This is a genomic window from Mucilaginibacter sp. McL0603, from assembly GCF_049992945.1.
Classification (GTDB): Bacteria; Bacteroidota; Bacteroidia; order Sphingobacteriales; family Sphingobacteriaceae; genus Mucilaginibacter.
Genome location: NZ_CP188251.1, coordinates 4,635,776 through 4,649,340 on the forward strand (window position 1 = coordinate 4,635,776; position 13,565 = coordinate 4,649,340).

The window sequence follows — 13,565 nt, forward strand, 5'->3', positions numbered from 1 at the left end:
GATTAAGTTGATTAGGTTTTAATTAATGAATAGGTTAAATTGTTAATCAGAATAAATAACCTAATCAACTCAATCAACCACTTAACTTAATCAACTCAATCAACCACCCCTTAGTGATCCTGCACAATAACATTTGTAGTCTTCCCCTTGTTCCGCTTTACTGCAAATAATAGTAAAGGGAGGGTTATGGCAAACAATAATCCGATCAGTAAATACGAATCGAGGTAGCTGAGCAGGGTTGATTGCTTTACTACGGCTATATCGATGGCGTCGACGGCCAAGCGTTTGGCGTCCCAGAGGGTTTTGCCTTTGTCCTGGAAATAGGTGGTGTAGTGGGTTATGCGATCGTGCACCAGGGGGTTGATGTCGGTGATGTTGGCCAGCATGTCGGTACGGTGCAGTGCGGTGCGCCGGGCTGAGTAGGTGTTGACGATGGATATCCCAAACGACCCGCCCAGTTGCCGCATCATGTTATTTAACGCGGTTCCCTGCGGAATATCGGCCTGGGGTAATGACGATACTGCCAATGAACTCAGCGGAACCGTCAGCAGCGCAATCCCGACCGCGCGGATGATGAGCGTTAGACTGATGGTACGCGCCGAAGTATCTAAACTCATGAGCGACATTTGCCAGTTGAAAAAGATGAACAGCACAAAACCCACTGCAATCAGGATGGTCGGTGATACGCCCTTTTGCAACAATCTGCCCGAGCCGACCAGTGCTACCAGTGCCAGTATGGCGCCCGGTAATAGTAATAACCCGGTTTGCGATGGCGTGAAGCCTAATAAACGCTGTGCAAATACAGGGGTGAGAAATACGGTGGTGAACAGGCCCAGTCCGCTCACAAATGTCAGGACGGCGGCTATCATGAGGGTGCGGCTTTTGAATACCCTGAGGTTGACGACGGGGTTGGGTACGTGCAGCTCCCACAGTATAAAACCGGTTAGGGATATGGCGGCTGTAACGGCCAGCACTACAATGTAGGTGGCAGCGAACCAGTCGTCGGTTTGGCCGCGTTCGAGGATGGTTTGCAGGCTGCCTACGCCTAGGGTGAGCAGGATAATGCCCAGCCAGTCTATCTTTGGTTTGCTGCTGCCGTTGCCGTTGACTACCCGGTTGGGCGCTTCGGGCAGCAGGAAGTAGCAGGATATGGCGGTGGCTATACCGATGGGTACGTTGATGTAAAATATCCAGGGCCATGAGTAATTTTCGACAATAAAGCCGCCCAGCGTTGGACCAATTGTAGGACCAATAAATATACCGATGCCGAATAAGGCGCTTGCCAGTCCCAGTTTTTCTTTGGGGAACTGCTCGTACACCACGGCTGCCGAAACTGACAGCAATGCACCGCCGCCCATCCCCTGCCAGAACCTGAAGAATACCAGCACCCAGATAGACCCTGCCTGCCCGCACATGTAGCTACAGAACACGAACAGGATAATAGACCCAATATAATATCTGCGCCTGCCGAGCAGGTTGGTGAGGAAGCTGGTCATGGGGATGACGATGACGTTGGCGATGGCGTAGCTGGTGATCACCCATGCCGTGTCTTCGAGTGTGCTGCCCAGGTTGCCACTCATGTAGTTGAGGGCCACGTTTACTATTGATGTATCAATCAGTTCCATTATGGCGGCACCTATAACGGTTACTATCAGTAGTTTTCTTGCAAATCCGGTCATAAATTATACCAATCGGTATTTTTAGTGATATACTAAACCCTTTAAATATTCAGCAGAAGCCTATTTGTGCTGATGAATATTATGGTACAATATTACGGCATAAATTATACCAAATGGTATTTTTTATGTCATAAAATATGGTTGTCATTGCGATCCGCCAATAGGCGGAGGCAATCGCGAACTGTGCAGGGCGGGGTTATTGTCTGAACTGTGATTGATTTGATTAAATGATGACTATGATTGACTGCAAACTGCCAACTCCTAACTGCCAACTGAATTAGGGCAGTTATTGTCTGAACCTTGATTCTCAGGATTAAATGATGACTATGATTAACTGCAAACTGCCAACCCTTAACTGCAAACTAAATTAGGGCGTTCCCGCTGATAGAAGCGGGCGGTCCGCCAACTGGCGGACGGTATTCACTGCAATCCTTAACGCGGAGTACATTAGATTTAAGAGTAAATGTTGCTTTACCATTGAACATGTGGTTGGTAGCATCATCCTTTACAAATTCAACCTTGTAGGTATCTTTATCCCATATTTCTAAAATGACGCCCACCATTCCCTTTTTAATTACCGGGTTGATATCTTCAGTTAATATTACAGATTGATATTGTTTAAACATACCTATTCCCATTAATAAACCTGATAGACCACCGCATGAAAAATAGGCATAGCCCGATAGCCATCATGATAAGCCCATTGGTGAGGAAATAGGCAGTGATAGATTTGAAAAGATCGCCAGGTGAAAGAAAAATTTGTTTTAGATAATGCCAACCAAGTAAACCATATCTCATTAGTAAAAATATCACTACAAAAACAATCACCGAGTTGAGCCAATACCACTTATTTTTTAATGATATCAACAGCGAAATAACGAAGCCTGTAAAAAATCCTACCGGCCCACCTAAATTTATCCAAAGCGTCTCGATATATATTCTGTTGTAACCAAAACGCTTTATTATAGCTAGCATCTTGCTGTTGTCAGTACTTTTAGTGCTCATATAAGCTTTTGAAAGTTCTATATCATGCAGAAAAGCAAGTTGCTGAAACGCATAAATAAAAAACCAACAAGCGATAAAGTGTATCACCATCAGTCGCCAGTTTAGTTTGGATAGGAAATTGGATAAGGTCATTGTGAGTGTTTGGTAAGGTAAATATAAGCATTTTTCATACTGTCCGTCCGTTAAGGTGTAAGTACACAAGGCGAACAGCGACAACGAGGATTTATTCAAATTGCTTTAATTCAGGCGGCTTCATTTTAATTGGATCGTCATTCACGTCAATCATTATTGGTGGGTCAATAACAAGATCAGGGTGGCCTCCATGAATCCACTGCCAATACTTGTACCCGAGTTCATCTTGATAAAACACATGAATGTCAATCTCTTTTTGTTGCAAAACGTTAAAGACATCTTCTTTCAAGATCGGTATAGGCCGTCTTATGGTCGGGTATTCAATTTTATCAATAGAATTGAACGCGTTGTCATAACCATCTCCAACATTGACAGTTTCTAAATCTACAGCTACATTCTCTTTCAATATAAGATTGAATTCGTTAAAGACGCCCGACTTAACTAACTCAAATTCAGGTCTTATGTCATAAATGAATTTCAGTTGTTGGAGATAGGTTATTTTTCTTTGCTCCTCGGTAACCGTTTGTTGTTCAACTGTTAACTTTCGTGTTTCCCTCAGCGTTTGGTAAATAAGATAACCGGTTATTCCTGCTGCGGCTGCTGCTGCCCATTCAGCAACGTTTCCCCAATCAATAGATTCTAAGCACATAGTTCAAATATACTTATAGTCAAGAGCACCATTCTAATGTTTGCAAAAAATGGGTGTTTTAACGGTATGCTAACTATCAAATAATCAATATATTTAAATTCCAAATCTCAAATCACAATAAAACCAATGGAGTTCAATAAATATCAAGAAGAAGCTGTTAAAACCCGACAGACTTTTCCAAAAGAACACGACATAATAGTTCCATTTCTAGGTATTGTAGGTGAAACTGGATCGGTAATTTCAGAATTAAAAAAGAAAATTCGAGATGGGGAATCATACACAGCTTTTAAAAAAAACCTAACTGAAGAATTAGGTGATGTTTTATGGTACATTGCTAACATCGCTTCTCAAAATGATCTTTTCTTGGAGGATATTGCTAAAAAAAATATAAATAAGATACATGATAGATGGCTTGATGACGGCAATGAGAATTTTATAATATTTGATGATAATTACTCAGTAAATGAGCGCTTTGAGCCAGAATTCGAAATTACTTTTAAGGAATATAACGACAAAGGGAAACTAAAGGTTGAAATTCTTAAAGATGGTCAAAGAATTGGTGATCCAATTACCGATAACGCCTATGAAAGTGATCAATATAGATTTCATGACATCTTTCATTTTGGTTATATCGCATACTTGGGTTGGTCACCCGTCATAAGGAAACTACTCAGTAATAAACGAAAAAGCGAAGACACAGTTGATGAAGTTGAAGACGGGGCACGATCTGCAATAACTGAAGAACTGATAACATTATTAATTTTTACTCATTCTCAAAATCATCAACTATTTAAATATACTGAAAGAGTTGATACAGATGTTTTGGATTTGGTACAGAGATTAGTCGCTGACATTGAAATTAGGGACGTACGTAAGAAGCAATGGGAGGTTGCAATTTTGGGCTCATATAAAGTTTTTCATGACCTGGTTAAAAATAATGGAGGACGGGTAAATGTATCTCTTAAAAATCGCAAATTAACTTATATGGGGAAAAACTAATGGCTCAAATATTTACGTTAAATACCTGCTTTGATGCATGGCACGCTGTTTCAAATATGCTTTTGATAAATAATAGTGGTGATAATTTATTAATTGAAATACTTGACCCCTGCAATTACATTGAATTAGATGATTGGATTGCAAGATATAGTCCAAATTTGGTTACAAATCAAAATAAAGATCAGATAAACAATATAATAAATACTATATTCCCATATAAGCTTGCTTCAAGAGTCGAAGATCGAGAAGACTTATATAATAGATATATTTCTATTTATAGAAGATCAAGACGCATGCATAATCAAAAATGGGGAACTTATTTTGAAAGACTGATTGAGTTCCCTAATTCAAACAGATTGGGAACAACCCAAAACCAATTGGAGAATGCCATAACCGCATTAAATGGCAATTCTAATTCTAAACATTATATAACTTTTCACCTAACTGCGGCAAATATTGAGTCTAATATTCGTCCAATAGGTGCGCCTTGTTGGCAATTTGGTGAAATATCAAAGAATAACAATTCCTTAGATTTAATTGCCGTTTACAGGAATCACGACTATTTTCATAAAGCATTTGGAAATTACATTGGCCTTTCTAAATTACTACAATATATTTGCGAACAAACGGATTATGAGCCTGGGAAATTAGTAATTCATTCGACTCACGCCTATTATAATTCAACAACATCAAAATTTAGAAGGCTAATAAATGGAGGACCTATTTAATAATGGCGAAGCTGAAAAGGATTTTAATTCACTGTGTACGGACGTAAAAAACTGTGTTTTATGTCACCGCATGAATAATAGTCAAAGAATTCTTAGTCGAGCGTCGGGGCCTTTATCTTCTAAACTAATGTTCATTGCGGAGGCACCGGGCAGACTTGGGGCGGATCAATTAGCAATTCCTCTACACGGAGATAAGACAGGCCACAATTTTGAAGAGTTACTTAAATTTTCCGGTCTTGATAGAACAGAAATTTTTATAACAAATGCTGTTCTGTGCAATCCAAAAGATGCTGACGGGAATAATTCAACACCACTAAAAGAAGAAGTAATTAATTGCTTAAATTTCTTAAAAAAACAAATTGAGCTAGTAAATCCAGATATAATTGTTGCACTTGGGGCTACTGCATTACACGCATTGTCTCTTATTGAACAACATAATCTTTCTTTAAAAAAAGATGTTAGAACCATGAATGAATGGTGGGGAAGAAAGCTAATTCCATTATATCATCCTGGCCAAAGAGCTATGCTCCACAGAAGTTTTGCAAATCAAAGATCAGATTATCAGTTCGTTCATGACAGTTTCAAACATTTATATCAAAAGAAAGCAAAGCCCAAGAATATATCCATTATTAAAGAGGATATATTGGCCATAGTCTCATACATCCTTAGCAAAAATGAATTGACATATTTTGCACTTCATAAAATATTTTATTTAATTGAATATAATAGCTTTATAAAACTGGGCTACAGATTAACGAATGCTTATATCATAAGGCAGAAAGATGGCCCATATTGCACTGATTTACATATTAATAGATTAAAGAATAGTATCCCAGATTTGCAAACTAGATTTATTTCAAAAACTAGTTTTATTATTTATAAACCATCTGATATTTTTAACATGGATAATGATTTCGGTAATATCCTTTCCTCTGAAACAATTAATATAATTGATAATGTATTAGATAAATACGGCAAAAAAAGCAATGCTTCGCTTAAGCGAGCCGTGTATTTTACTAGACCTATGAGAAATATTCTATATTATGAAAGCCAGAATAAAATCAATCTTTATAATACTCCGATAGAATTTGTTAATGGATTAGTTCAATAATATTTCTTTAATTATCAAATGGTTTTCTTTACTGATCTGTTACAGATTTGGTCATTATTGTTGTTCTAATGATTTTGGACCAGCTTCCTCCACAGCAACTTGCAATTTTCCTTTTGTATAATACTTAGCTAATACACTATATATTTCTTCGCTATAAAAACCTTGGCCTGCCCCTGTCGGATTTTGTATATCCAGATACCTTATTCTGTATAAGTTACCATCTTTTTTGGCTAAACCCATAATATCATGGTAGCGCCTATTTTGTTTTAAATCGCTGAATATTTGACATGCTTTTTTGTAAACCATTTTACTAGACTGAGTAAACACAGTTCGAAACAAACTCTCCTCGTCAACTCTAATAAGCTTAGCACTTTCATCATTAGATATTCTAACATTACTTAGAACATTTTCAAGAGCAACTGTTTCTAATGTTTTGTCTTTAGTAAGAGCAGCTACTATGTCTGCATTTTTTACTCTTTGTTCATTAACAAGCGACATCGTGAAAGTATACAATATTGGTTCTTCAATGCCTTCATCTTTTAATTTGGTTGTTGATACTATGACACTAGATATAAATTCTCGAACCGCAGTAGATGATTCCTTGAGGTTTGATTTATTGGAAAGGAAATCTATGGGTGATACTGGTGGCTTAAATCCAACTGGCAATAATATTAGATTTGCTTCTTCGCACAAGTCTATACCAAAGTGTCTGAGCAAAAACCTGCAATACAACTGAACACTTTTTGCAAATAGACTGTATAATACGGGATTAATATTATCATCATAGAAATGAATATATTGGCATCGATATTCATAAAGGCGTTCAACGCTTTCTGCTTCAAGTAGGAAACTATTATCCAATGAGCTTTTAACACAAGCTATACATTCTTCAAATGGCTTTGTTGAACCATCATTTAGAATAAGTTTGACATCGGGCCTAAATGCTGCTATAAATGCCTTCAATAGCAATTCCCAGGCATTTATTAAACTAATCGAACATACTTGGTACCTGTATGAAAAAATTGGCTTGTTATGAATTTCAATAGCAGCAAACAGAGCCTGTTTACTATTATTAATCAAGGGATCAACTAATGCCGACACTTATATAAGTATTTGAATCTAAGATACTTAAATTTGACCAATCAACAACCCGTGAAAACACCCTATTTTACGTAGCGCCGCGGTCAAGTAGGCAAGGGCATTTCAGCCCCAAGTCTCTCACAGAACCGTACGTGATACTCTCGCATCATACGGCTCCTATCATACAATCACTTATACAATGTCCAGTAATAAAACATGCCCGGATAACTTACTTTCATTTCTTTTATCTGTAATGTCTGAACCCGAATTTTTCGAATTCTTTGAATTACCTGAATTCTGTTAATTCTTAAATTCTATGAATTCTGGTTAAGACAAAATGAAAATATCCATTCCCGTCCAAACCGCATCAACCTAAAAACCGAAATTAATATTTTTGATCTGCGTTAAAGACATTCTTTGGCTTTCGGCATTTTATAAGCACACCTATTTGCCTGTCAGTTATATTGTATTTATTCTTTAGATCATCGGCAGTTAAAATATCCAGGGAGATAAATACTTCATCATTAATAGCAGTCAGGTCGCCTTCGAATTGTTCTGTTTTTATTTTGTCATTTACGATATACAGAAAAGAGCTATCTGATTTCGCTGCCGAATAAAGACTATCATAGGCCGCAGATTTTCTTTTAAAATAAGCAGAATATATTCGTCTGGCCATTGATTTAGTTAGTATGATAACTGCGCCATCCGTAGCGGTATCACCAAATTTTTTTGTTGCGTCAGTGTCTGTTAGAACTTCAAGACTAGCTATTGTATTAGGGCTGAATTTTTGGAAGTCGGCACGTGTGATTTTTACGCTGTCTATGATAAATATCGGATTAGGCCCAAGTTTATGCAGTGGATTTTCGTCTTTATCGTTTTGCGCAAATGCAAATAGAGGAAGGAGTAAAAGTGATAATAGCAAAGATTTCATTTCGATGGTTTAAGTGACCTAAATATATTGAGAATATTTGAATTGTTAATCCCATAATTAACCCCGGCCATATTACATCAACAGTCGTGGCAACGCCCTACCCTTTAAGCACCCAATTACATCCTACCACCAGGCAGGTTTTAGCACCCCTGCAAAGTACTGACAGTGGTTTGTCAGTACCCAACAAAATACAATAAATTGATTATCAGTATGTTCACAGATGTTCATGAGCGTTCATGCATTTTGTGAACGTGAACATAGGCCATACTTTATCTGCGAAATCAGCGAAATCACAAAAACGGCAAAGCCATCTTGAACGCCATTGAGAAAACAATCATCAGTGAAAAATCAACGGTTCAGAAACGTTTCTGGAACAGGATGGGGTAGTTAAAGTTGAGTTCTTTTGCGCCGTTGTCTTCGAGGTAGCCCATCATATCCAGCTGTACGGTGGAGATGGCATCGTTAAGTCCGTTGCTGATCTCGTCGGCCTGCTGCTTGGATTGGTATATTATTTTTATCCTTGTGGGCAGGCGTTTATTGGCGTTGTAGCAATCCTTAAGATACCCGGTAAGCAGGTCGGTTAGGATATCGGCATTGGGCTGATCGTTAGATGTAGCGGCTATTACTTTATTTAGTGCGGTTATTTTAAAATCGGTGTCAACGTGGATAATTATAGGGTCAACCAGGTCGACCTTTGCGCCGGGTTGTATGGTTCCGGTTGTATTGCTGCCGTGCTTTGATTTGTCGTTCCCCGTGCAATCAGCCATGAAAAACACAGAGGGGAACAGCAAAAGATAAACAAGACGGTAACGACCATTATGTGCATTCATAGCATCATTTTTTGCGGTTGTGATAAAATGGTTGGTATTTAAACGGAAGTTTGGGGAAATGGTTACTGTTTTTGGGGTGGCGGTTGGCGGGGGGCGGTTGGCAGTTGGTTGGCGGGCATGAAAAAGGCCGGTACTCTTGGTGAATACCGGCCTTTGTATATGGGTAGTTCTTGTCGCTTGTTGAACCCCTCCCTACCCTCCCATGGGAGGGAATCGCGCTGGCTGAGGCTTTTTTATTTCTGCATCATTTAAGTGGTGTGTTGCTGTATACGTGGTACTCGCCGGGGAGCATGGTGGTGTTGTAGGGCAGCGAGGTTACGTTGATGGTGGTGCCGGTGATGTTATCCGTCCAGGTGCCGGTAGCGGGGAAGGCCACGCTTACGGGTTGTGGTACTACATCAAAGTTGCCGGTTACTTCTACGTTGGTGCCGTCGGTGCCTTTTAGCTGTATCCATTTAAATGCGCCGGTTAAACTATAGCTAAAATTGGTGGTGGTAAATACCGGGTTGTTGATCTTCCACTTGATCATTTTGGCATAAAGGCCGAACAGGTGGGCGCGGTTAGGGTCTTGCATGTATTCCCAATGGGGGTCTTTGTCGCCTAATCTGCCGCCGTTATCTATGCTGATGTCGTAGCCGCGTTCGCCAAATTGCCAAACCATTTTTGGTCCGGGGGACGAGAACATGAATGCGGCACCCAATTCGTCGCGTTTGAGGCCTGTGGGCAGATCCTTAACATTATAGCTGCCGGAGCTGTTACCGTAAGCGCCATTTTTGAATTGCAGGCGCTCCTGGTCGTGGCTTTCAAAATAGGCCACCAAACCATATGGCGCGGTAAAGCCGTAGCCATCATAAAATAAGCCTGATATATCCCATACCGGACCAGTTGGGTATCCCATAGTAGCCTGCTCGCCGGGGGTGCTGAGGTTGGTCCACATCATCATACCTTCGCTGGCCAGTTCAGATTCTTCCTGGTTACCGGCAAAGTATTCAAGTATCACATAAAAATTAGGGTCGATGCTTTTCATGTAGGTGTTATAATTCTTCCATATAGCTACGCGACTTGCATCATAAGCTGCCCAGGCATCTTCACTGCTTCCTGAGTTGGTTTGGGTGAAGCCTTTAGCCTGGTCAAAGCGGTAGCCATCTATGTGGTATTCCTGCATCCAGTACTTCATTACGTCTTTGGTAAAATTCTGTGTTGCTGTGCTCTGGTGGTTCATCTGGTAGCCGACGCCATCAGGGTGCATAATGGTTACATCCAGCCACGGGTTATTAGCTGCAGGGGCATTGGCTCCGGAGTTCCAGTACATCTGTGCCAGTGGGGATGAACCGAATTGATCTTCTAAAACAATATCCTGTACCACAGCTATACCTTTTGCATGGCAGGCATCGATAAAGGCTTTGTAGTCATTCGGGGTACCATAGTATTTATCCAGCGCAAACATAAAGTTGGAGTTGTAGCCCCATGAGTCGTTGCCTTCAAATTCGTTTACGGGCATTAGTTCGACGGCGTTAACACCAAGTCGGACTAAATAATTTAAGGTGTCTGTTAAAGTTTTATAAGCGTGGGTTCCAACGAAGTCGCGCACCAGTAACTCGTATACCACCAGGTTCTTAGGAGCCGGACGAGTGAAATTGGTAGTCTTCCAGGTATAAGCCGGGGCACTGTACCAGAAGGTACTCACAATACCGGTTTGGCCGGATGGATAGGCCTTTAAATTGGGATACACCGAAGTGGGTATCGATGGATCATTAGCCGGATCAAGCACTTTATTGGTATATGGGTCGGCTACTTTAAGGTTGCCGTCTATGAGGTATTGGTAAGCGTATTCTTTACTTGGGTCGAGGTTATCGATCTGTACCCACCAGCGTGTACCATCCTTTGAATTCTTCATGGCGGAGGCTGTGTTGGCGGTCCAGTTATTGAAGTCGCCTATTACTGATACCGAAGTTTTACTTGGCGCATACAGGTTGAATATCACCGATTTACCGGCATTTATAAAGGTGACACCGTCGTTGGCTCCGGTGGGTGGGTCTACTCCTACTGGATTTCCGGTAACGTTCCCGGAATTATTGCCGGGTTTAGATTCCTTCTTGCATGAAGTACCAGCTATTAGCATTACCGCGAACAGTAACAGGTAAAAAAATCTTTTCATATTGTCTTTTCGTGTTTAAAATTGGCTTCTAAATTTAAATCGATTTTTTCATTTAAGGCCAATAAGGAGAAAATAAAATATGGAGAGAGGTAGTTTTAGTGCTTATTTGCCTTTACCTGTAAACTTTTCAATCACTTTAAATAGCTCTTTCAGGTCGAATGGCTTATGGAGATAAGCATCTGCCATACCGGCTTCGGCAACCTCTTTTACATTACTTACTGCCGAAACTATCACAATAGGTATATGACTGGTAGCAGGGTTTGTCTTTATTTGCTTGCTTAGCTGTTCGCCATTGGCATCGCTTTTCCAATCGCTCAACCAGTAATCCAGTAAGATCAAATCGGGTTTATGTTTATCCAGGTGCTTAATTATACGGGCGTCTTCAGAAGATACTACTTCGTATTTTGCATCTTCAAGCGCATAAACTATGGTTTCACGGATGTCCCGGTCATCTTCAATCACCATAATTTTTTTGCTCATGATCTTAAATAAAATAGGTTAAAATTGATATTGTTTATGTGCTGACATGGTATAAACAATAGAAGGTGCCCATTTTGTTTTAGATGCAGCTTCTTTTAAATTAAAAACCCGTGAAATAATTGGAAGTAATTAAAAATATCAATCCTGATCAACTCCGTAGAAACAGGCGCGGCAACGTGGCTCATAACTTTCCTTTTCGCCTAATAAAATGGTACCGGCATCGGGCACCAAACGATAAGAATACAATGCGGGGTTACCGCATTTAACGCAAACTGCATGTACTTTGGTTACTGACTCGGCAATAGCCATCAATTTAGGCATGGGACCAAAGGGTTTCCCTTTAAAATCCATATCCAGGCCTGCTACAATCACCCGGACTCCTTTGTTAGCCAGTATAGTACAAACATTCGGTAACTCATCATCAAAAAACTGGGCTTCGTCAATACCCACCACCTGTACATCACTTCCTAACAATAATATAGCCGAAGAAGAATCAACAGGTGTAGATTGAATTGAAGTGGAATTGTGAGATACAACAGCTGTTTCATCATAGCGGGTATCCGTTCTGGGCTTAAATATTTCAACAGTTAACCGGGCTATCTGGGCACGTCTTAACCTACGTATCAACTCCTCGGTTTTACCCGAAAACATTGAGCCACAAATAACTTCGATACTCCCTCCCAATTCATTTCTGCGCTTAAAAACATCTTCGCTAAACAGCATTTCAAACTCCTTATAACCGGCAAATATCACAATTTAATGTTACTTTTGATAAGTATTTGTAACATACCGCTATGAAGCAGCAGGAAGTTTTTAAAAAGATCGGTATCATTATAAAAGAGTTGAACGATCAGTATAATTATTTGGTTGAGAATGAAAATGAGCTGAACGACCTTGAACTTGAACTCTTTGTGGCAAATGCCCGTTTCCTGGCAGACCACTCCGAGGTATTGCAGAAGCTCAATTTGCAAAACACACCACCTCAGAAATTTATACCTGTTACTGAAGAAAAATATTTTGAGCCAGTTGTACAACAAGTACAACCTACTGCGGAAACTCAGCCTGTAAAAGAACAACCGATTGCTGCATTACCACCTGATACGCCTGCTGAGCCTGTAAAACCTAAAACATCGGCTGTTGACACTAATAAAAACCCGGTACCGCATATCGATTTGAGGGGCGATGATACCGGTACAGATTATTCTTATATAAGGCAGTCAGAACCTGAAATAATCAGGCATGAACTCACACTGGATGATATACCCAATTGGGAGAATGAGGATGAAGAGCCGGAAGAGCCTCTTGAAGAAGAAATATCAGAGCCGGAGGAAGAAGTAGTAGCAGAAGTACCTAAGCCCGTTGTTGAAGCGAAAAATGAATTAATACGATCTGCTAACGAGATCAAACCGATTGAGCAAAAAGAAACTAAGGTTGTTGAACATAAGAAAGAGGAACCGAAGGAAGAAACTCTTACTATTAATCAGAGGATATCGGCTCAGCTAAAAAATGCTGGCAGCAGGATAGCTGAACATGTAAATGGCCAGCCTATCACTGATCTTAAACAGGCAATCACTCTGAATGATAAGCTTCTTTATATTAAAGATCTGTTTAATGGTTATAACCTGGCTTACAGCGAAGCAATTGATATTTTAAATCGCTTCAACTCGTTTGATGAGGCTGACAAATTCCTAAAAACCAACTACGCTGTTAAAAACAACTGGGAAAGTAAACAAGCTACAACCGACAAATTTTACAAACTCCTTACAAGGCGATATTCTTAAAC

At 40.0% G+C, this 13,565-nt stretch carries 14 protein-coding genes; 4 read left to right on the forward strand and 10 right to left on the reverse strand.

All coding sequences use genetic code 11. The features are described from left to right. Nucleotides 1-110: 110 nt before the first annotated feature. The 4 genes from ACPPVU_RS21205 to ACPPVU_RS21220 all read right to left on the reverse strand — a co-directional run bounded on the left by ACPPVU_RS21205 (nucleotide 111) and on the right by ACPPVU_RS21220 (nucleotide 3,465). A complete protein-coding gene (locus ACPPVU_RS21205; RefSeq protein WP_426668739.1) occupies nucleotides 111-1,679 on the reverse strand; it encodes a DHA2 family efflux MFS transporter permease subunit in 1,569 nt (522 codons plus the stop codon). 362 nt (nucleotides 1,680-2,041) lie between these two features. Continuing rightward, nucleotides 2,042-2,305 (reverse strand): hypothetical protein, encoded by a 264-nt coding sequence (locus tag ACPPVU_RS21210; RefSeq protein ID WP_426668740.1) that lies wholly within the window; start codon nucleotides 2,303-2,305, stop codon nucleotides 2,042-2,044. Beyond that, nucleotides 2,298-2,816, reverse strand: coding sequence for a hypothetical protein (locus ACPPVU_RS21215; protein WP_426668741.1), 519 nt, complete (start codon nucleotides 2,814-2,816; stop codon nucleotides 2,298-2,300). The genes ACPPVU_RS21210 and ACPPVU_RS21215 overlap by 8 nt, the downstream gene beginning before the upstream one ends. Before the next feature lie 91 nt (nucleotides 2,817-2,907). Further along, on the reverse strand, nucleotides 2,908-3,465 hold the full coding sequence (locus tag ACPPVU_RS21220) for a hypothetical protein (protein ID WP_426668742.1): 558 nt from the start codon (nucleotides 3,463-3,465) through the stop codon (nucleotides 2,908-2,910). 126 nt (nucleotides 3,466-3,591) lie between these two features. Between ACPPVU_RS21220 and ACPPVU_RS21225 the strand changes: the two genes are divergently transcribed. The 3 genes from ACPPVU_RS21225 to ACPPVU_RS21235 all read left to right on the forward strand — a co-directional run bounded on the left by ACPPVU_RS21225 (nucleotide 3,592) and on the right by ACPPVU_RS21235 (nucleotide 6,303). Further along, nucleotides 3,592-4,464, forward strand: coding sequence for a MazG nucleotide pyrophosphohydrolase domain-containing protein (locus tag ACPPVU_RS21225; RefSeq protein ID WP_426668743.1), 873 nt, complete (start codon nucleotides 3,592-3,594; stop codon nucleotides 4,462-4,464). After that, nucleotides 4,464-5,192, forward strand: coding sequence for a thymidylate synthase (locus tag ACPPVU_RS21230; RefSeq protein WP_426668744.1), 729 nt, complete (start codon nucleotides 4,464-4,466; stop codon nucleotides 5,190-5,192). Before ACPPVU_RS21225 ends, ACPPVU_RS21230 begins: the two co-directional genes overlap by 1 nt. Nucleotides 5,193-5,262: 70 nt before the next feature. After that, nucleotides 5,263-6,303 (forward strand): uracil-DNA glycosylase family protein, encoded by a 1,041-nt coding sequence (locus ACPPVU_RS21235; protein ID WP_426672213.1) that lies wholly within the window; start codon nucleotides 5,263-5,265, stop codon nucleotides 6,301-6,303. Nucleotides 6,304-6,357: 54 nt separating this feature from the next. On the opposite strand, the gene ACPPVU_RS21240 is transcribed toward ACPPVU_RS21235, so the two are convergent. The 6 genes from ACPPVU_RS21240 to ACPPVU_RS21265 all read right to left on the reverse strand — a co-directional run bounded on the left by ACPPVU_RS21240 (nucleotide 6,358) and on the right by ACPPVU_RS21265 (nucleotide 12,505). Continuing rightward, nucleotides 6,358-7,404, reverse strand: coding sequence for a DUF3644 domain-containing protein (locus tag ACPPVU_RS21240; protein ID WP_426668745.1), 1,047 nt, complete (start codon nucleotides 7,402-7,404; stop codon nucleotides 6,358-6,360). A 364-nt stretch (nucleotides 7,405-7,768) separates the two neighbouring features. After that, on the reverse strand, nucleotides 7,769-8,314 hold the full coding sequence (locus ACPPVU_RS21245) for a hypothetical protein (protein WP_426668746.1): 546 nt from the start codon (nucleotides 8,312-8,314) through the stop codon (nucleotides 7,769-7,771). 356 nt (nucleotides 8,315-8,670) lie between these two features. After that, the gene (locus ACPPVU_RS21250; RefSeq protein ID WP_426668747.1) at nucleotides 8,671-9,144 is read right to left on the reverse strand and encodes a hypothetical protein; all 474 of its coding nucleotides are present in this window, start codon (nucleotides 9,142-9,144) and stop codon (nucleotides 8,671-8,673) included. A 244-nt stretch (nucleotides 9,145-9,388) separates the two neighbouring features. Beyond that, nucleotides 9,389-11,302 (reverse strand): alpha-amylase family glycosyl hydrolase, encoded by a 1,914-nt coding sequence (locus ACPPVU_RS21255; RefSeq protein ID WP_426668748.1) that lies wholly within the window; start codon nucleotides 11,300-11,302, stop codon nucleotides 9,389-9,391. A gap of 102 nt (nucleotides 11,303-11,404) precedes the next feature. Further along, on the reverse strand, nucleotides 11,405-11,782 hold the full coding sequence (locus ACPPVU_RS21260) for a response regulator (RefSeq protein ID WP_426668749.1): 378 nt from the start codon (nucleotides 11,780-11,782) through the stop codon (nucleotides 11,405-11,407). 138 nt (nucleotides 11,783-11,920) lie between these two features. Next, nucleotides 11,921-12,505: a thymidine kinase gene (locus ACPPVU_RS21265; protein ID WP_426672214.1), complete on the reverse strand. Its 585-nt coding sequence runs from the start codon at nucleotides 12,503-12,505 to the stop codon at nucleotides 11,921-11,923. Between the two features lie 71 nt (nucleotides 12,506-12,576). Here ACPPVU_RS21265 and ACPPVU_RS21270 point away from each other — a divergent pair, with 71 nt between their 5' ends. Next, the gene (locus ACPPVU_RS21270; protein WP_426668750.1) at nucleotides 12,577-13,563 is read left to right on the forward strand and encodes a hypothetical protein; all 987 of its coding nucleotides are present in this window, start codon (nucleotides 12,577-12,579) and stop codon (nucleotides 13,561-13,563) included. Nucleotides 13,564-13,565: the final 2 nt, after the last annotated feature.

Coding starts and splice junctions, on each gene's coding strand:
- ACPPVU_RS21210 (WP_426668740.1), bottom strand. CDS start 2,305: ATGTTTAAACAATATCAATCTGTAATATTAACTGAAGATATCAACCCG.
- ACPPVU_RS21260 (WP_426668749.1), bottom strand. CDS start 11,782: ATGAGCAAAAAAATTATGGTGATTGAAGATGACCGGGACATCCGTGAA.
- ACPPVU_RS21220 (WP_426668742.1), bottom strand. CDS start 3,465: ATGTGCTTAGAATCTATTGATTGGGGAAACGTTGCTGAATGGGCAGCA.
- ACPPVU_RS21270 (WP_426668750.1), top strand. CDS start 12,577: ATGAAGCAGCAGGAAGTTTTTAAAAAGATCGGTATCATTATAAAAGAG.
- ACPPVU_RS21230 (WP_426668744.1), top strand. CDS start 4,464: ATGGCTCAAATATTTACGTTAAATACCTGCTTTGATGCATGGCACGCT.
- ACPPVU_RS21215 (WP_426668741.1), bottom strand. CDS start 2,816: ATGACCTTATCCAATTTCCTATCCAAACTAAACTGGCGACTGATGGTG.
- ACPPVU_RS21205 (WP_426668739.1), bottom strand. CDS start 1,679: ATGACCGGATTTGCAAGAAAACTACTGATAGTAACCGTTATAGGTGCC.
- ACPPVU_RS21235 (WP_426672213.1), top strand. CDS start 5,263: ATGAATAATAGTCAAAGAATTCTTAGTCGAGCGTCGGGGCCTTTATCT.
- ACPPVU_RS21265 (WP_426672214.1), bottom strand. CDS start 12,505: ATGCTGTTTAGCGAAGATGTTTTTAAGCGCAGAAATGAATTGGGAGGG.
- ACPPVU_RS21255 (WP_426668748.1), bottom strand. CDS start 11,302: ATGAAAAGATTTTTTTACCTGTTACTGTTCGCGGTAATGCTAATAGCT.
- ACPPVU_RS21245 (WP_426668746.1), bottom strand. CDS start 8,314: ATGAAATCTTTGCTATTATCACTTTTACTCCTTCCTCTATTTGCATTT.
- ACPPVU_RS21225 (WP_426668743.1), top strand. CDS start 3,592: ATGGAGTTCAATAAATATCAAGAAGAAGCTGTTAAAACCCGACAGACT.
- ACPPVU_RS21250 (WP_426668747.1), bottom strand. CDS start 9,144: ATGAATGCACATAATGGTCGTTACCGTCTTGTTTATCTTTTGCTGTTC.